The following is a 17,475-nucleotide window of genomic DNA, read 5'->3' as shown; positions in this document are numbered from 1 at the left end:
GCTGACAACCGATGATGAATTCCCCAACTTCTTGAGACAGTGGATCTATCCGGTTTACCGGTAGTTTCCTGGATGGCTTAAATCGCTGAGGCGGGGAAATCAGGATTTGACTTATGCTATTGGCGTGACGAATATTATGGAACCGACACCGAACAACGAATCAGATTGGGTGTTAGACACCACCTCTTCTAATGGCAACTAGCACTCTGAAATTATCCGCTGCTGTACAGCCAGCCCTATCTCTTGATGGGTTTTTTTTTATTGTTGGACTTTCTCCGAAAATCACCCAAGCGGTTTTTTCTGTTATTGGCCCTCGAACAGCACCTACAAAAAACTATTATCTGGATGTGATAAAATGCCTGAACAAACAAAATGAGGTGTTTATATGACAGATGTAAATGTGAGTATGATCGGACTAGAGCTATATCCTGACGATTATAAAGACCATTTAAAGAAGGTGCTTGCTTGTATCAATAACGACGATGGATTATTTGATATAGATTCGTTATCCCTTGAGTTGAAATTCATTAGCAAGGAATATCTCTCTGCTTTGGTGGGGACGCTAAAGGGGAAAGGGTTTGTTATGGAAGATGAGCGCGGAAAAATGAGCCTTTTGGACAGGGGCAGAGATGCTTTCCCTCTAGATTCTTGGTGAGTTGGGCTTTACCGGGATACCGCCCAATCCTTGTCCTGTAACCCAAAATCCTACATGTTGTGCTTTATCAGAGGATAACTCATACTATATATGGTGTTCTAGGGTGTCTGGCTGGCACGTTCCGGGGGGCGGTTGTGACCGGCCAGCACCCTATAGCCTAGGTTTTATTCCCCTATACAGAAAACTCCCCAAATTCCCGCTTCCCTGCCCTGATGCCATCACCGATTTATTGTGATCGTTCATTGTGCTGTTTTACGTCAAAATACCTCCTTTACCCCTGAATTGCGGATTTTGAAAAAATGAGCCTGATACTCCACGACGAGAGCCAGAATTCACGTAGCGCGATCAGTGCGCCGGTGGCGTACTTTGATTACGCCGATGCGCTGGCGATACGGCAGATGGTATTGGCCTGCGGGGATCTGGATCTGCCCCGCTATCTATTGGCCCCGGAAGTGGCCGTTCTGCTGGCCTACCTCCCCGATCTGCGGCAACGCCTGTTTATCGATACGCTGTGGAACACCGGCGCTCGACTGAATGAAGCCCTCGCGCTGACACCGGCAGGGTTTTACCTGGACGGGCCGAAGCCGTTCGTGGTGCTCAAGACCTTGAAGCAGCGCGAACGGGGCAAAGGTCGCCCCCGGAAAGATGAACCGCTCAAGCGCATCGTGCCGCTGCTCGATGCCGGGTATGTGCAACGGCTGCACGAGTACCTCGCCAGTTTCAAGCCGCTGCGCCATGCGCCACTGTGGCCGGTCGCCAGTGACGAAACCCCGCGCAACTGGATCAAGGCCGCACGGCTCCGGGCCGAGCGTGACGGCGTCACCTTTAGTTTGCCGGTGATCACCCCGAAAACCTTTCGGCACAGCTTTGCCATGCATTTGATCCAGTGCAGGGTGCCGCTTAAAGTGGTACAGACCTACATGGGCCATAAAGAGGCTAGCAGTACCGAAGTGTATACGAGAGTGTTTGCGCTGGACGTGGGGCATCAGTACGGCGTGCGGTTCAGCATGAGGGTTGATGTCGCCAAGGGACTGATCGGCGGCAGTAAGTAAACTATGCCTTTTTTACTCAATTACACAAATGAGTGTATGCACATAAAAACACATTTACTCATTTGAGTTAATGTGTATAATTAACTCAATAACACATAAACACATTTGAGTAAATGAGGGTTTGAGTATGAAAATCATTGCATTTCTGAATCCCAAAGGTGGTTCTGGAAAAACGACGGCCACGATCAATTTCAGTGCCTGCCTAGCGAGTTCCGGGTATCGCGTAGCCGTCGTTGATACTGATCCCCAAATGAGTCTGACCAACTGGAACAGTGCCGGGAAAGCTGCTTTTGACGTATTCACCGCGGCATCTGAAAAAGATGTGTACCAGGTACGTAAGGATCTGAGTGACTATGATTTTGTCGTTATTGATGGAGCAGGTTCCCTTTCTGTGATTACCTCCGCCGCTGTGATGGTTAGTGACCTGATCATCATCCCCGTGACGCCAAGCCCCTTGGATTTCTCCGCTGCCGGAACAGTTGTCACGGTACTTGAAGCACAAGCCTATAACCGCCCTGTAGAAGCTCGATTCCTCATTACCCGCAAGATTGAGCAAGCAACCATGTTAGGAGTATTGAAGAACAGCATTGCTCAGACAGGCATTAAAGCTCTGAAGACCGCCATCACTCAGCGCCAAAGCTACGTGAAGTCCGTTCTTGAGGGGGAGAGTGTGTTTGATACCACAGACGGGGCTGCGAAAGGAGAGATCCAGATCCTTACGCGTGAAATCATAGGTCTATTTGAGTAAATACTCATAAACTCAATTGAAGCAGCATACAATTTCAGGTGAGCACATCATGGCATTACAAAAACAGCACACGTCAAAAACAATGAGTTTCGGAGAGCATCGAGACTTAGAAAAAGTAGTCACTGCAACAGCGCCTGTTGGCAAACAAAAGCGGGTGAACGTTAATTTTGATGAGGATATACACCTTAGATTTAAAGCCACGTGTGTAAAGCGTGGGACATCGATTTCTGATGTCATCAAAGCGCTAGTTGATGATTGGTTAAAAGAAAATGAGTAATGACACAAATGAGTAAAAACTCAAAAGTGTAAAAATACCATTGGAGGATATATGGGAAATATCACACTTAGAACAAGCGCCGCCGAGGATGCAGAGATCGCAGTGGTTCAAGGGCTGACGGGCGAGAGAACAGCAAGCAGCGCAATCAAGAAAATCATCGGGGCATATGAACAGCAGCAACAAGAATTACAGCGATTGCGTCAAGAGCTGAGCCGGGAAACCGCTAAAAATGACAGGTACAAGCAAGCCATCACTGCGCTTCAGGCTGCGCAAACTGCACTCTACGGCCTTGCTGATTAAGACGCTAAGTTAATAGTTGAATAAGCTATTAACTTAGTCAGCTAACCACCTAATAAAAGCCACTGCAACAGCGCCACGCCCTACGCATCCCTCGCCCGATCGTTCCGTTCGCCCCGCCCTCCAGGGGCCGTTGGCCGTCTTTGTTAAAATCAGTCAGCAACAATTGACCACATACCCACAATCGAACCCTTTTCGCTTGTTCCGCTCAAAGGGCGCTCCCGTTCGCGGGGTGGCTGGTTGGCCTCCCCGCTTCACTGGCTTCTCTCATGTGGATATGTGGACAATAAGCTAGACCCTTTCACCACTGCCATATATCTCGCTGACCTGTCGCAGAAGTTCGGGCGTAACATCAGGCAGACGGCACTTTCTGGCGGTGTGTTCTCCCAGACCGAGCTGGCGCAGCCATTCGGCCAGACGGGTACGGTCACAGCGGTCTATCAGACGCTGATGCTCTGAGTCGGTCAGGCGGATTTTGATCTCTCTCGTGCGCTTTTCCATACTCATTCCGCTGAGAAATATTCGCACCCAAAGTGCGAAAGTTTCGCAGTGGATGCCCGGAGTTTAGGGGGGCGGCGAGCCCCCCGAAGCAGTCACAGACGGCACCTCGCAGAGGGGACGCTGTGTGTACTGGCTTAAGGTGTGGTGCAGTATGTCATATCCGGAGGTGGCTGCAAAAAAACAGACCTCCACTAGAGAGGCGGTTATCTGATATAGGTTCCAGTGCAAATGGGGTATAGTAGTAGGAGTATGTTTTTATATGAGTTGAAAAAATGAGCACTTCTGAGTTAGCTGATGTCTTAAAGACAATAGAAAATATAACCAACGTAAAAGAGGAAGTAACAGGTAACGATGAGTCATACTCTTTTGGATCACTAGATTATTCTAATCATGAGGTGGGTAGTTTATCCTACACCTATCTTATACAAATAAGGAATGATGTAAAGTTAATTACTTTATCGAATAGTTTCGAGTATGACACCATTGGGCTATATTCCAACGCCAGATTATTTAACATGTTAAACGATTTCAATTCAACATACATGGGGTTCAAAGCTTTCATATTGGAAAAAAGGAAGGATAGGCGCAATGGATTATTGGATTTTAAAAGAGAAAAACTAGATACGTTAACAGTAACATTCAATAGTGATTTGATTTTCACTCGTCAATCCGACTTATTTAAAGAAGAAACAAAGAGCTCACTATTAACTTGCTTGTATATACTCAGTAACGCGCCATCACTATTCAGCGAAATGATGGCGGAATATGGAATAAACCATAAAAACATTTCAAGCGAAAATATGTAGGTAATATGAAATTCATAACACTACTACAATACGCAATCCCATCGCTTATTATATTTTTGTTAAATACAAATGTAACATCTATAGACAGCTCATTTTCTCAATTCATATATCCTATTGTTGTTCTTTTGAGTATTTACATCTCATCTAAACTAACGGAATCGGAAACAAATGAAAAAATAGAAGGTGAGAGAAAAAGTATAAAATCGATCTATCTAGAAATCCTTTCAAGACAGAACAGAAGGCACACCATAGAGCTGGGTGTTGTCAAAAAACAAATTAGAGACGAAATATCAAGTCTCATTCAGAGTGAAACAATAAAAAAAGTCACAGCTATAGAGAGTGAGCTAACTCTAGAAAAGAATAAAACATTTGGAATCACACAAAGAAACGAGGAGCTACAGGAAGAAGTTGAAAACCTGATATTGGAAAATGACTATTACCAAAATGAAAAAATAAAGCACAATGATAGTTCGCAAAGACTTTTAGATTTGATAAGAGGTTTTCATCACAATCTCGAACAAATATTAAAGAAAAGCAACCTCGAGTCTGGTGAGTTGGAAAAAATCAACCAGTTATCTATTGTCCTGCACGATAACATAGATGAATTCAACAGTTCAATTCAAGATATAGTTAGGCAGGAACAGTTAAGAAACGTCAATAAAAGACAACAAAAAAATGGGGGCTACTCATTCAAGTCACCTTTAGATGACAAAGCTGAACGAATGTAGTAATACTTCCTCCTGCTTATCCCCATATCTAACCAAGGGGACTTTTTCTCTATGCTATTCTCGTAGCGAGACAATCCTGACTTAACACCTCTTTTTGACTGAATATCTGATGTGTGCGTTTTTTTTACATAACCACTAGCCTCACTTTCATCCAGAGGCTCTAAAAATTGCAGGTTGTAGGCGCTGGCACTTTCGTAGCAGGCTTTCAGCCATTGACTATAATCAGGCCAGCCCTGACGGATGGCGCGGTATGCCCACTTGCGGGTTTTATCGAACAAGGTGCAATTACGGGGTTTAGGGAGTAACGGAACAGTAAACGCCGTTAAGCGGTTATTTTAAATAACTAAGAATCAAACAGCCAATTTACATCGTAGATTGCCCTTCTTAGCCACCTCATTTACGATAGCCAAATTACCTATACTCATTTTGGCCGTATTTTGCGTAAGCCTATCGGAAATAATCAACTTACTGATTTATCGTAAGCGCTCTTAAATCAGCCTCTGTTTTTTAGCCATTGACTGCGCAACACTGCCTCTGGATTCATTTAATATAGAGGTGATATGATGAAATCACAACAACGTGCTGATTTTTGGCGTGAACAAATTACTCTCTGGCAAGCATCCAATAAGTGGTTCCAAATACCATTTTTTGACCATTTTGATACTCTGTAGTGTCAATTTCGATTTTTGATACCTCTTAACGTGGTTTTTTACACCGTTGGCCGGCTTTGTTGAATAAATCACTTTTGTTTGTACGAGTAGTCAAAAAGAGATCTGTCGCAAAAGATAAATCAGTTACAAGAGAACGCATGCTTCCCAAATGCCCCTAAATCGCGGAAATTCGATTTATTCAACAAAGCCCCGTTGGCCATCGAACCCTAGGTACAGGCAAGCCATCATTACGCTCCAAACTGCACTCTATGACCTCGCTGAATAAGACACTTTTAGTTAGCTATTTGATTAATAAAAGCAACAGCGCCACGCCCTGCGCATCCCTCGTCCGATCGTTCCGTTCGCCCCGCCCTCCGGGGGCCGTTGGCCGTCTTTGTTAAAATCAGTCACAGCAACAATTGACCACATACCCACAATCGACCCCTTTTCGCTTGTTCCGCTCAAAAAGGCGCTCCCGTTCGCGGGGTGGCTGGTTGGCCTCCCCGCTTCACTGGCTTCTCTCATGTGGATATGTGGACAATAAGCTAGACCCTTTCACCACTGCCATATAAGGGGCGCTACAGTCGCCTGTTCAGGGTGCAAGGTCGCCTCTCCCGTGCTTCTCCCCTTCGTATCAGCTTCCGGTTAATCGTTTTTCAATACAACCCTCCTCGCAAGGGTAAATGGCACGCGAACGCGCCCTTGCGTGTCAGAACGCTATCGAAAAGACGAACCGTCAGGCGAAACGAAGACGAAAATCACACAAGACGGAGAGACACCATGACGATCACCCTGAACAGCCAACTTACCTCCCCTAACACGGCACCAGCGACAAGCGTATCCCCGCTTGATGAGTCAGGCTCCTCAAACACGAAATGGTCTAAGGGCAAAAAAACATCCTCAATAGACCTGTACCAGATCGTCACCAATAGCATTATCGAGGCATTGGAAGCAGACGTTAAGCCTTGGGTGTGTCCGTGGAAGCGGGTTAAGGGGATGTCTGGTATACCGGCGAATTACGCAACAAACACGTCTTACAGTGGAATGAATATCATGTTGCTGTGGGCCAGTGCATCACTGCACGGCTTTACTGATAGCCGTTGGTTAACCTACAAACAGGCAGCGGCGGAAGGGGCGCAAGTGCGCAAAGGGGAAAAAGGCACCACCGCCATTTTTTACAAGACGCTGGAAAAAGAAGACGAGCAAGGCGAGATCGAGAAAATCCCAATGTTGAAAACGTTCACGGTGTTTAATGTCCAGCAAATCGACGGCTTGCCACTGGCGGAAACTGAGCAGGAGATTAGCCCGGTGACAGCACCGGCGATCTTTGCCCCGCTTTCGCATGTAGAAACCCTGATCCAGAACTGCGGGGCCGACGTTACCGAACGGGGCCAAGCCGCCTATTTTCGCCCTGCGACGGATGAAGTGGTACTGCCAGAGCGTCACTTGTTTGATGATTCTGCAAATTTTTATGCCACGGCCTTGCATGAGTTGACGCACTGGACAGGTGGAAAAAAACGCTTAAACCGCGAGATGAAAGGGAAATTCGGTTCGACAGGATACGCGTTTGAAGAACTGATCGCCGAACTCGGCAGCGCGTTTCTGATGGCTGATTTAGGGATAGTGGGGGAGGTTCAGCACGACAGCTATATAGCCTCATGGCTGAAATCACTGAAAGACGATAAACGCTACATTTTCAAAGCGGCAAGTGCAGCTTCTAAAGCGCATCGGTATTTGATGGATTGCTGAGGATGGTAAAGCCCTACGGTGTAGGGCTTCTCATTACCGTGCTGGCATTCCGGGCGTACCAGGACGCGCCGGTCGGGTCTTTTTTGCTGGCATTCTGGGCCGCTTCAGCTCGATGCCTGGTGAGACTTTGCTGGCAATTTTGCCGACCGGCGGCGCTGGCCAACTTTTTTTGCTGGCACTCATCAGAGCATTGTCCACATATCCACATGAGAAAAAGCCAGTGAAGCGGGGAGGCCAACCAGCCACCCCCGCGAACGGGAGCGCCCTTTGAGCGGAACAAGCGAAAAGGGTTCGATTGTGGGTATGTGGTCAATGCGGGAGGGTAATAGGCCCATTGCCAGCAAAATCTTGCCCCGGAGCCTGGATCTGAACAGTGAAATGCCAGCAATCGCATCACCGTCCGCCAGCAGCCGGTGATGCGATTGCTGGCAAAACCACACATCAGGGATGTGGCGGCATGATGCCGCCAGTTGGGGGCTACTTCTTGGACTCAAACTCAAAGCTCACCTTGCCGGTAGCGGTGTCCAGCACTAACTTTGCATCAAAGGACTTTCCCGCCTTGCTTTTGAAGCCTTTCAACAGGGCGGTTTTTCCTTTGCTGAACAAGGTTTCTACCTGCGGTAAGGTCAGTTTCTTGCTGGCAACTTCGCCCCACACCTTCAGGTCACACCCACTACAGGCGTAAGCCTTGGTAGAGATCACCACGGCCCCGTTGCATTTCGGACATACAGCCGTTAACCGTGCTAGCTGGCTGCTTTGCGTTTGGGGTACGCCATCGGCCATGCCGCTCAAATCCACATTACCGACCTGACCGGCGATAAAGTCCTCCAGTGCGTCCAGGAACTCATCGACGCTAAGACTGCCTTGCTGAATCATTTGCTGTTGTTCGTGCCAAAGTGCCGTCATATCGGGGGCGGTCGCTATTTCCGGCAGGCTGGCGATAAAACTCAACCCGAGTTCGGTCGGGATCAGCTTTTTCTTCTCGACGGTGTAGAACCCCCGTTTTTGCAACGTTTCCAGCATACTGGCGCGGGTCGCCGGTGTCCCGATCCCCCCGTGCTCTCCGGTTTTACCGGCGTCACGGTCTTTAAGCAACTGGCGGATCTTCGGGTCTTTGACGTATTTGGCGACACGCTGCAAATCTTTTAACAACGTGGCTTCGGTATACAGCGGTAACGGTTTGGTTTTTTCTTTGCTCACCGTGACCGACTCACACAGCCCGGAGTCGGTCGTGCTCAGGGCTGACAGCGCCGCAAACGGGGTCGTTTCGGCGTCGTCCTCCGTTTCGGCCTCATTGTCCTCCGCCCCGGACAGGAGGACTGTCCAGCCGTCCTGCGTGGTTTTGGTCGCTTTAGCGACAAACACATGACTGTTGACGGCAAACGTTGCACTGGCAGCAAGGTAGCGTTTTTCTGGCAGGAATTGCGCCAGATATTGCGCGGCAATCGCCTGATACACCTGACGTTCTTCCGTCGTCATACTGGCGACGTTCGGGGCTGTGGTGGTCGGGATGATGGCGGTATGCGCCGACACTTTCTTGTCGTCAAATGCCCGGCCTCTTTGCGCGGGGTTAGCCTCGCCCAGATGTTCCGCCAACCCCGGCAACGCCGTAGAAAGCGCGTCCAGCGTGGCGGCAGCGTCCCCAAACTGGTCACTGGTCAGATAGTTGCAGTCTGAACGGTTGTAAGTGATGGCTTTGTGGTTCTCACGCAGGGATTGCGTCACATCCAGCGTTTGTTGTGCTGACAGGCCGTGTTTTTTGCTCATGTGCGCTTGCAAGTCGAGCAGTGAGAACGGCAGCGGGGCGGGCGTGCTCTTTTCCTCGGTCTGGCTGGCGGTAACGGTCGCCGGTTGTCCCTTGCAGGCGGCGGCAACGTCATTGGCTACGGTTTCATCAATCAATCGGCCTTTGTCGTCTACCGGTGCGCCCTCTGGCACCTGATAACGCGGGGTAATTCGGTGTCCGATCACGTCAATGTTGGCGCTCAGGCTGTAGAAAAACGCGGTGCTGTGATTGTTGAACGCATTAAAGCGGTTGACGATGAGGCCGAGAATGGGGGTTTGCACCCGGCCCACAGATAACACGCCTTGTACGCCTTTTTTCTGGGCGGCCAGTGTATAGGCGCGGGTCATGTTGAAACCGTACAACTGATCGCCAATGCTCCGGGCCAGCGCTTTTTGTGACAGGCCCAAAAACTCGCGGTTATCGCGCAGGTTCGCCAGCGCCTTTTTCGCGGCAGCGGTGTTGAGGTCATTAATCAGTACCCGCTTCACTGGCTTGCTGTTACTACAGAACGTTAGCACTTCATCAACCAGGAGTTGGCCTTCGTCGTCAGGATCACCCGCATGGACGATTTCGGTGGCCTGACCGATAAGCTGTTGCACTACTTTGAATTGCGCGGCGGTATTTTCTTTCGGCTGGTATTGCGCGGGGCGCAGTTTTAGCGGCAGGTCTGCGGCATTCCATTTCGCATACGCTGGATTATGGGCCTCCGGGGGAGACAGTTCGAGAATATGACCGACACACCACGTTACGGCGTCACCGCCGCATTGAATGTACCCGTCTTTGCGCACGCCTGCGCCCAACGCCTCGGCGATGACTTTTGCCAGCGCCGGTTTTTCAGCAATAAATAATCTCATGTTAAAATCTCCCTTACTTTTTATTAGCCGGATAGCGGCTGTCCAGTTGATAGCCTTCGGCCCACAGACGATTAAATTCCTGGGTGTACTTTGCTGCCGTTGCCGGACTGTCGCGCAGGTAAATCACGTTTTCGGCGTTGCTTTTATCCGCCGCTGCCGAGTAGTTAAACGAACCGGTTTGAACAGACCGGTTGTCTATCACCGCAAATTTGTTGTGCATGATGGTGTAACGCCGGTTAAGCCGTACCGGCACGCCCTGATTGGCGAGAAATGTGACGGCGGTGTATTGGGTGCTGTTGGCTTTCTCATCCGCCAGAACGCGCACCGTAACACCGCGCTGTTGCGCTGCCCGTAGCGCCAGACTCACTGGCTTACTGGTGAAACTGTACGCCGCGAGATCAATGGTGTGTTTGGCATCGTGCAGGGCATCGAGTATCACCGTTTGGGCTGTGCCACCGGGCGAAAAGCCCGTAACAATGTCAACGGCTAAAACAGCCGGAGAAAAGACCGGCAACAGTAACGAGCAGGCGAACGGGACAATCAAAAATTGCCGCATAATTAACCTCGGGTGAGTGAAGGGGGTTTAAAACGAGAGTTCTTTTAATTCATCAAGTGTGAAAAACTGGAAAATGTTACGGTGCCGAGCTTCTAGCTCGATAGGTTTTGAATTGATAATCACGAACTTGATACTTTCAAAAATCTTCATCAGTGAGATTTTTTTCTGTGTATCAGGCAGGACATAAAAAACGGAGAACCACAGTTCATCCGTTCGGGCCAGTAAATGGCTGGCCATTATTTGCTGATACCGTGCTTTTGTTTTCAAACTGCGTTCGGTTTCAATAGCGACCTTCTGCCCGTTCGGCAACGTAATCAGCCCATCAGGACGATGTTTCACATTGAACTTATTTAAAAAATTGTTGCGGTCGCCGTTAATCCATCCGGTAGCGCCTTGCTGTTCCAGCGCAAGGCGGATCGTCTGATTATCCAGGTGGTGATCGAGCATCCACCCTTTTAATTTTGTTGGCTCAAAACGGGGAGGAAACACACTGTCTTCCGGTTTGAATACGACCGACAGGCCATCGTTAGTTATTCCCCATAACGATATATTCCCGGCCCTTGATTCAAAAACATACTTTTGGATCAACCCCATTTCAGTGACTTTATTCAACAGGCGATACAAGACTCTTTTCTCTTTGAAACCGAATAAAAACATTAAGGTCGGACGGTCACTGTAAGTTTCTTCTTTCAGGAACATCAGTAAGGTGAATATTTTTTCTTTCTCACGATTCTTTCGTGATATCGGGTCAGTAATTAAACTTGTCAAAATTACCTCAGAATAAAGGAGACTTTTCTTCGGATTCTACGGTCTTCACAGTAGAGGGCGTGGAGGGCACTTCAACAAAATCCAAATCCTTATGTATTTTCTTTTGTTTTCCCACGGGGGCCGAGTAGATCACTAATGCTTGTTTTTTGACTTTAATCGGAGAAATTAATGCAGCACGGGGCAAATGAGACGTGGTGAAAACGTAACTGACAAAATCCGGCAGATTCAACAGCATGTTTTCATCAATATAAAAGCGATCTGCTTGGCGAATAGTTCGCTTATCATCAATTGTCTCCGTTAGAACGGCACTGGTTTTTGCTGTACGACTTTCATCATCCACCAAAATAGTCCCCGACATTTTGGCAACCCACGCCGCCGTTTCTGGGTTCATTAATCGATACACCAGTTTAAATTTGGCGTTTTCCACCACGGCACCGACTACGGCATCACCATTCAAATCAGCAGGGCAATCACGCAAATCATCGATCGCCTGAAATGCCATTGAAATATGCACCCCTTTATCACGCGACGCGCCTAACCCTTCAAGTGCCGGGCGAGATAGATGATATTTCAATTCATCAAGGAAAATCGCAATCGGTCGAGGTGTGCTATTGATGCGATCACGCGTTTCTGCAATCTGCAACAGACGGACTAAAATCATGCGCTGGGTCATGATGACTTTGCTGTTACGCAAAGAACCAATGATGTAGCAGCACCCGCCCTCATCAAAAATCTTTTTGAGGTCGAAACCATCAACGGCATTGATGGCATTTAATAAAGCGAGTTCTTCAATTTTACCAAAGAAGCCTTTAATGGTTTCGCTGATGCTTTGTACATACTCGCTATTAAAGAGGTCGCGTATTGTAGACGCTGGATTACCTGTTATAAGTTGGGCGACTGCACGCGCAGCACGGCGATCATCTATGCGATAAAAATCCGCTGACTCGCCTTTTTCTGCCAAGCTGAATCCGGCAATAAACAACTCTTCGAGTTGATCTGCCGTCATGCCTGAAATTAAATTAAGTTGATATTCAGGGTCATTCAGGTTGATGAGTGCGAATGGTTTACCCGCATCCTCGCAGGCTTTGCGGAATAGGTGAGGTGCCCATTCATCATTTTTAGGGTCTAATACAAAAACACCTTCGCCCGCCATAATGCTTTGTGTCAAAAGCAAACCTGTTGCAACACCTTTACCCGCTCCCGTGGTGCCGATAATGGCAGCATGTTGTTTTTGCCAATCTGAAATAGGAATGTACATCGGCTGATGATGTTCATCGAGTCCAATAAAAATCCCTTTTTTGAGGTCAATGTAATCAGACGGATTGTAATTTTCCGTTTTTGGCAACAGCGATTTTACGTTGCGAACGTCTGTTCTTACATTACGTTCCAAACTGGATTTTTTAATCAGCTTGTGTTTCAGCTTGTCCAACTCTGGCGTCAACAATCGCCGAGCAACATAGTGAAAAACAATCCCGACTGCCGTAAAAATGACAAGGGCCATCCATAAAATAGGGGAGGTGTTAAACCCCGCCTTCCCTTCATAAAAATAATGGACAACAGCAAAGCTCAACGGGGAGAGTGTGCCAAACAATAAACAGATAAACGAAAAAATAATAATACACCGTTGCCATATTGGGGCTTTCTGGTGTTCGTCTTTGGTCAGGAAGAAAATAAAGGGCAGTGTTAACCCTGCCAATAATGACAAGAGTAATTGGTGCGACTGCAAATAGGTGAAGAACGCTATAGCGTTATCACCTATTGCCGCCAGCTTCTGCATCGCTTGATTGCTCATATATGTACACTCGGTTGGGTTGTCTCGGCCCCATGCCTCGGCCCCTATCCTCGGTCACATATAGGGGTCGAGAGCAGGGGCCGAAAATTCAGGGGATTTGATTCAAGGTATTGTGACCGCTACGCGCTCAAATTGGGATAACTTGCAGTTACCCCAATCAACGGCAATCGCCACTCCGTGCGGGCTGGACGCCCTTACTGCATGTCTCTAGGGGGTAATGCCTCTCCTGAACGTCGAGTCAAAACCCCCAAGGTCAAATACAGGGGCAGTTCGTCCGCGCTACGCTTGACCACCCCCCTAATGAAGTGATTTTTCCCTCTATTTTTTCCCTTTGGTCAAAACTAGCGGAAATCACTACTCATTATGGAGGTGGTCAAGCGTCGTTCGTCTTTTCTTCGTTCCTCAGAAAATGCTCTCTAGCCTTGACGAACTGCCCGGGGATTCTCCCCCCAAATTAACCGCCCACTGGGGTGGGCTTTTGCTCGCTGGGGCGGCAAATTAATTAGGCTCCCCCCTGCCGACTCATTTTTATATCGCCCCTGGGGGTGGCTCAATAAAAAGTATCGTCGATGGCTCTCAGGCTACGGAAATTAACAATCCCTTCGGTATTGAATTTCCTGGCTTCGATGCCACTTTAAAATTAACAATCCTTGGGGATTGAATTTTAAAGCCTAAAGTCAAAAGACTAAAACCAAAGACAATCTTAGTCTTGCGTTGATGAGGGTTCTTTAATCAGGAAATCTTCCAGCGATTGACCGGCGGCTAATGCTGCTTCAATCGCCTTCGGTTTTTTCCCTGCCCCCGACCACATCTTCATTTCGCCGTTCTCTTCAAACGTATACTTGGGTTTTTGTCGGGTGCGAGGCTTTTTAATGTTTGCTGTTTCATGTCCGGTCAGTTCTGCCAGCGTGAAGCCCTCACTTGCAATAAACGCCAGCAATTCTTTTTTCTTCTTCTCCTGCTCCCTCAATGCCTCCTGCTCTCGTTCAAAATCGATTTTACGTTCTGCCAGTGCCGCGCCGAGTTTCTCAAGCGCCTCCACTAAAAAACCGTAATCGGTATCACGTACAAAGGCGTTAATCGTTCGCGTACTCGAGAGTACGCGTTTAATCTCGGTGTAATGACCTGCCATTTAATAATCTCTCAGGTTGTGTTGAGTTAACCGCGGATCTGTCCGAACTTCGCGATGATTTTGCTGATTTCCACCGGGTCAGCACCGCTGCATCCGTTTAATAACGCCCGGCGCATATCCGCCGTTTTGGTGGCGTCAAAGCGACCTTTCTTTTTAAACGCATTGAGACTAAAAAAATCACGTTCGGCAGACTTGCAGCTTTCGCCGCCGTCACCGCCGGTCATTTTTCCGTACATGCAAACAACAACGTCACACGCATCAGCCGCAAATACCGGCGCAGTAAGGGTGAAGGTGAGGCAGAGCAACGCCGCCCCGAGGAAGGTTTTTTTCATGGGTTTACCTTTGGGTTAGAAAAGTGAGAGTTTCAGGCCGTTGATGGCCTGTTTGATGCCAAAAAATGAAATGTTAAAAATTGGCTCGGCAAGGCCAAAAACTGTCATTAACTTTCAGGGGTAAAAAGGGTGGTTTGCCGGGGCGAGTGCTTAGGTTTTACCGTGTAGCGGTGTCTTCGGTCTTGAGTGGGCTGTTTTCAATAGCAAACTCCGCCATTTAACATAAAGGGCATTTGGCGCACCGCGCTTGTCAAGGCTAAGTAGAAGTGTCCGCCTGCTGGCTAAGCTCAAATATCTGCTTTGGTGGCTTTGCACGTCATATTTTTACTTATGGTAAGATATTAACTCAATATCACTTGAGGTTTTTAAATGAAAAAACAAGTGCTTTTGAGGGAAAATCAGCAGTCCATTCTGACGAAATTAAGGAGTGAATAGTGAAGAATGAAATACTTAGCCTCAAAGAAATTTATGGAATAATCAGAAGCCATTATATGAAAAACTTCCCTTACGCAATTCATTTTGAAGCGCTAAATGCTATAAATGAATACATATGTGAAATTAACGAGAGTGCATGCATACAAAAAGATGTTGTTAGCGGAAAATTTAGTTTTGTAAATCCTAACCCTAGTATAGAAGATGAATATTCAGGTCCACGTGCTGTTACAGAGAAGCGTCTAGCAGACTACTTATCCAATCCGAGTGGTATTGCTGCTTTATTTGAAGATGTGAACACCTTACAAAAGTGGTTACGTGACTCAGGTTTTATTATGAGTGATATTGCCACTGAAAAAATGGTAACAACAAAATCTTTATAAATTGGCGTTCATAATAGCGTTATGTCAAAGAGGCCGCTGTGGGGATATTTCCAAAGCGGCCTTAATTCCACTAATGAAAATTTGAACTTAGCCAGCAGGCGGACACCACTACTTAGTGGTCCCGCGCATCGCATCCGACCCCGTGACGAAAAAAGAACAGGTCTTCCGTCCATATGTTGAAACTCCATTAAATTACTGTCGCAGTTGGTTAGCCTAGTGGGAGCGAGACAGATAAACGTCAACCGTGTTGCAGGTTAAACAGGCCAATTGACGATTAAACTCAATGGGGGCGGTTGCGCCGTGGGCCCGTAACCAATCTTTGGCGTCAAACCATGCCGCGCTGCTGTTGCTGGCTAACACAATCCGGGTCGAATGCGCCACGGCATAATAGAAATCAGGGCCGTAACTGCCGCGATCACCCTGAAAATCCGTGATCCGTTTCGACCAGTTCCCCGCAACGCCCGGAGAAGGAACCACAACATTATTTTCCTGCCACTCTGGCAACGTGCTATTAACGACGGCGGTAGGATCATCCCATTTTACGGCCACCGGCTCCGGGGGCGAAGAAGAACACCCGCTCAGGGCCACCGTCAGGACGAACAGCACCGACCGCAGGTTAAAAGGTTTCATTTTTAAAGTCCTCCAAGAATTTTTGACGGTGGATCGGTTTAAAATACAATTCCCCCATGCGCCGCACGTTACCGTTCACGTCAATGCTGGCGATCACATCCACGCTGTTCAACACCTTGCGCAGCAGGACGCTGTAGGGCAGTTGGCTGCACTCGGGATTCTGATAGCAGCGTTCAACAAAACCATTGATAGCTTCTGCCGGTGTTCCCGCGTGCAATGAAGTGATTAACCCCTCATGGCCCGAACCAATGATTTTCAGTGCATCCCAGGCTTCCGCCCCGCGCACCTCGGTCAGCAAGATACGGTCAGGGTTCATGCGGAAGTTGGCCCTTAGCAGACTGGCTGGAGTGACGATGGCCTTTTCTCCCCCCTCTGACGGATAAAACAGATGCACGTAGTTTTCATGTTGATAGAAGTGGATTTCCGGGTTGTCTTCGATGGTCACAATCCGCAGGTGCAGCGGGATATAACCGATCAGCGTTTTCATATACGTGGTTTTGCCGGAGCCGGTTTCACCGACAAAAATCACGGTTTTCCCGTACTCCACACATTTTTCCATGAAAAGCGGCACGTTGTTTTCATGGTACAGGCGCAATAATTCCGCATCATGCCCTTCTAGCGATTCAGACCCCATCACCCGGCTGTAAAATCCGCTATCAATGTAAGACTGGTGCGGTATCTGGAGGTTGGACGGCTTGCGAATGGTGATAGACACCGTATCGCGCTGACAGGCCGGGGGCATGACAATCTGGCAGCGTTCGCCAGACTCCAGCGTCGCTGACAGCACCGGGCTAATATCTTCCACATGGTCTTTGTTGTAGTTCGCCAGCGCCGTACTGAACGCGGTGCATTGTTGCAAAGAAATCGCGTGGCCGTGTTTTTGCCACTGTCCGTTAATTTTGGTGAACACTTCGTCAGGGCGGTTGACCGCAATTTCAGTCAGGCCATCCAGTGCCAGAAAATCACCAAACAGTTTCTTTTTAAAATGATTTAGAGACAGGTTTTTAGCGTGCAATGGGCCTCCTTGGGACAGTGACAGACGCCACTGCACCCTAGATAGGAAAATGAATTTATTGGGGTAAGGTTTCTGCCATATTGGGGGTGCCAGCAAAGTCTGACCAGGCATCGAGCTGCAACAGTTCGGAATGCCAGCAAAAAGACCCGACCGGCGCGTCCTGGTACGCCCGGAATGCCAGCAATCTATTGACCTTCAGCGCGCAGCCGGTGATGCGATTGCCAGCAAAAAAAAGTTGGCCAGCGCCGCCGGTCGGAATATTTGCCAGCAAAGTCTTACCAGGCACTCGGGCGCCAGTGCTTAAATTGCTGGCAAAGATAAACACCGTAATG

19 protein-coding genes and 1 pseudogene are annotated in these 17,475 nt (G+C 48.2%); 9 read left to right on the top strand and 11 right to left on the bottom strand.

Annotation, left to right across the window (positions count from 1 at the left end):
• Nucleotides 1-385 precede the first annotated feature (385 nt).
• The 5 genes from AC2A1E_RS21570 (at nucleotide 386) to AC2A1E_RS21550 (ending at nucleotide 3,032) form a co-directional block, all read left to right on the top strand.
• Nucleotides 386-655, top strand: a complete 270-nt coding sequence (locus AC2A1E_RS21570; protein WP_484385442.1) for a hypothetical protein — start codon at nucleotides 386-388, stop codon at nucleotides 653-655.
• Between the two features lie 299 nt (nucleotides 656-954).
• Nucleotides 955-1,707: a tyrosine-type recombinase/integrase gene (locus tag AC2A1E_RS21565; protein ID WP_484385441.1), complete on the top strand. Its 753-nt coding sequence runs from the start codon at nucleotides 955-957 to the stop codon at nucleotides 1,705-1,707.
• A gap of 127 nt (nucleotides 1,708-1,834) precedes the next feature.
• Complete coding sequence (parA, locus tag AC2A1E_RS21560; RefSeq protein WP_484385440.1) at nucleotides 1,835-2,455, top strand: ParA family partition ATPase; 621 nt, start codon at nucleotides 1,835-1,837, stop codon at nucleotides 2,453-2,455.
• A 49-nt stretch (nucleotides 2,456-2,504) separates the two neighbouring features.
• Nucleotides 2,505-2,732 (top strand): plasmid partition protein ParG, encoded by a 228-nt coding sequence (locus tag AC2A1E_RS21555; RefSeq protein ID WP_484385439.1) that lies wholly within the window; start codon nucleotides 2,505-2,507, stop codon nucleotides 2,730-2,732.
• Between the two features lie 51 nt (nucleotides 2,733-2,783).
• Nucleotides 2,784-3,032 (top strand): hypothetical protein, encoded by a 249-nt coding sequence (locus AC2A1E_RS21550; RefSeq protein ID WP_484385438.1) that lies wholly within the window; start codon nucleotides 2,784-2,786, stop codon nucleotides 3,030-3,032.
• Between the two features lie 288 nt (nucleotides 3,033-3,320).
• On the opposite strand, the gene AC2A1E_RS21545 is transcribed toward AC2A1E_RS21550, so the two are convergent.
• Nucleotides 3,321-3,530: a mobilization protein gene (locus tag AC2A1E_RS21545; protein ID WP_484385437.1), complete on the bottom strand. Its 210-nt coding sequence runs from the start codon at nucleotides 3,528-3,530 to the stop codon at nucleotides 3,321-3,323.
• A 272-nt stretch (nucleotides 3,531-3,802) separates the two neighbouring features.
• On the opposite strand from AC2A1E_RS21545, the gene AC2A1E_RS21540 reads away from it, so the two are divergent.
• Nucleotides 3,803-4,336, top strand: a complete 534-nt coding sequence (locus tag AC2A1E_RS21540) for a hypothetical protein (RefSeq protein ID WP_484385436.1) — start codon at nucleotides 3,803-3,805, stop codon at nucleotides 4,334-4,336.
• A gap of 5 nt (nucleotides 4,337-4,341) precedes the next feature.
• On the top strand, nucleotides 4,342-5,064 hold the full coding sequence (locus tag AC2A1E_RS21535; RefSeq protein ID WP_484385435.1) for a hypothetical protein: 723 nt from the start codon (nucleotides 4,342-4,344) through the stop codon (nucleotides 5,062-5,064).
• Here AC2A1E_RS21535 and AC2A1E_RS21530 read toward each other — a convergent pair.
• Nucleotides 5,019-5,354, bottom strand: a pseudogene (locus AC2A1E_RS21530) (replication initiation protein); the annotation flags it as partial. The gene AC2A1E_RS21535 and the pseudogene AC2A1E_RS21530 overlap by 46 nt on opposite strands.
• 1,140 nt (nucleotides 5,355-6,494) lie before the next feature.
• On the opposite strand from AC2A1E_RS21530, the gene AC2A1E_RS21525 reads away from it, so the two are divergent.
• Entirely contained in the window at nucleotides 6,495-7,463 is a 969-nt protein-coding gene (locus AC2A1E_RS21525; RefSeq protein WP_484385434.1) for an ArdC family protein, read from the top strand.
• Nucleotides 7,464-7,940: 477 nt separating this feature from the next.
• On the opposite strand, the gene AC2A1E_RS21520 is transcribed toward AC2A1E_RS21525, so the two are convergent.
• The 6 genes from AC2A1E_RS21520 to AC2A1E_RS21495 form a co-directional block, all read right to left on the bottom strand.
• Entirely contained in the window at nucleotides 7,941-10,103 is a 2,163-nt protein-coding gene (locus tag AC2A1E_RS21520; RefSeq protein ID WP_484385433.1) for a type IA DNA topoisomerase, read from the bottom strand.
• A 13-nt stretch (nucleotides 10,104-10,116) separates the two neighbouring features.
• Nucleotides 10,117-10,659 carry a phospholipase D family nuclease gene (locus AC2A1E_RS21515; RefSeq protein ID WP_484385432.1) on the bottom strand — a complete coding sequence of 181 codons (543 nt, stop codon included), beginning with the start codon at nucleotides 10,657-10,659 and terminating at the stop codon, nucleotides 10,117-10,119.
• 27 nt (nucleotides 10,660-10,686) lie between these two features.
• Nucleotides 10,687-11,427 carry a MobC family replication-relaxation protein gene (gene mobC / locus AC2A1E_RS21510; protein WP_484385431.1) on the bottom strand — a complete coding sequence of 247 codons (741 nt, stop codon included), beginning with the start codon at nucleotides 11,425-11,427 and terminating at the stop codon, nucleotides 10,687-10,689.
• A gap of 7 nt (nucleotides 11,428-11,434) precedes the next feature.
• On the bottom strand, nucleotides 11,435-13,219 hold the full coding sequence (locus AC2A1E_RS21505) for a type IV secretory system conjugative DNA transfer family protein (RefSeq protein ID WP_484385430.1): 1,785 nt from the start codon (nucleotides 13,217-13,219) through the stop codon (nucleotides 11,435-11,437).
• 703 nt (nucleotides 13,220-13,922) lie between these two features.
• Nucleotides 13,923-14,351 (bottom strand): H-NS family histone-like protein, encoded by a 429-nt coding sequence (locus tag AC2A1E_RS21500; protein WP_484385429.1) that lies wholly within the window; start codon nucleotides 14,349-14,351, stop codon nucleotides 13,923-13,925.
• A gap of 26 nt (nucleotides 14,352-14,377) precedes the next feature.
• Nucleotides 14,378-14,683 (bottom strand): conjugal transfer protein, encoded by a 306-nt coding sequence (locus AC2A1E_RS21495; RefSeq protein ID WP_484385428.1) that lies wholly within the window; start codon nucleotides 14,681-14,683, stop codon nucleotides 14,378-14,380.
• A 434-nt stretch (nucleotides 14,684-15,117) separates the two neighbouring features.
• Between AC2A1E_RS21495 and AC2A1E_RS21490 the strand changes: the two genes are divergently transcribed.
• Nucleotides 15,118-15,498, top strand: a complete 381-nt coding sequence (locus AC2A1E_RS21490; RefSeq protein ID WP_484385427.1) for a hypothetical protein — start codon at nucleotides 15,118-15,120, stop codon at nucleotides 15,496-15,498.
• Between the two features lie 213 nt (nucleotides 15,499-15,711).
• Here the strand turns inward: AC2A1E_RS21490 and AC2A1E_RS21485 are convergent, their stop codons facing one another.
• The 3 genes from AC2A1E_RS21485 to AC2A1E_RS21475 are packed head-to-tail and all read right to left on the bottom strand — an operon-like array spanning nucleotide 15,712 to nucleotide 17,429.
• Complete coding sequence (locus AC2A1E_RS21485) at nucleotides 15,712-16,128, bottom strand: cag pathogenicity island Cag12 family protein (protein ID WP_484385426.1); 417 nt, start codon at nucleotides 16,126-16,128, stop codon at nucleotides 15,712-15,714.
• Nucleotides 16,115-17,143, bottom strand: a complete 1,029-nt coding sequence (gene virB11 / locus AC2A1E_RS21480; RefSeq protein ID WP_484385425.1) for a P-type DNA transfer ATPase VirB11 — start codon at nucleotides 17,141-17,143, stop codon at nucleotides 16,115-16,117. Before virB11 ends, AC2A1E_RS21485 begins: the two co-directional genes overlap by 14 nt.
• A 55-nt stretch (nucleotides 17,144-17,198) precedes the next feature.
• Nucleotides 17,199-17,429 (bottom strand): hypothetical protein, encoded by a 231-nt coding sequence (locus tag AC2A1E_RS21475; protein WP_484385424.1) that lies wholly within the window; start codon nucleotides 17,427-17,429, stop codon nucleotides 17,199-17,201.
• Between the last annotated feature and the right edge of the window lie 46 nt (nucleotides 17,430-17,475).

The organism is Serratia sp. HNCC26DJ206 (assembly GCF_057180605.1).
Note: the sequence above shows the minus strand (reverse complement) of the source record. Positions and strands in the feature narration are given on the sequence as shown.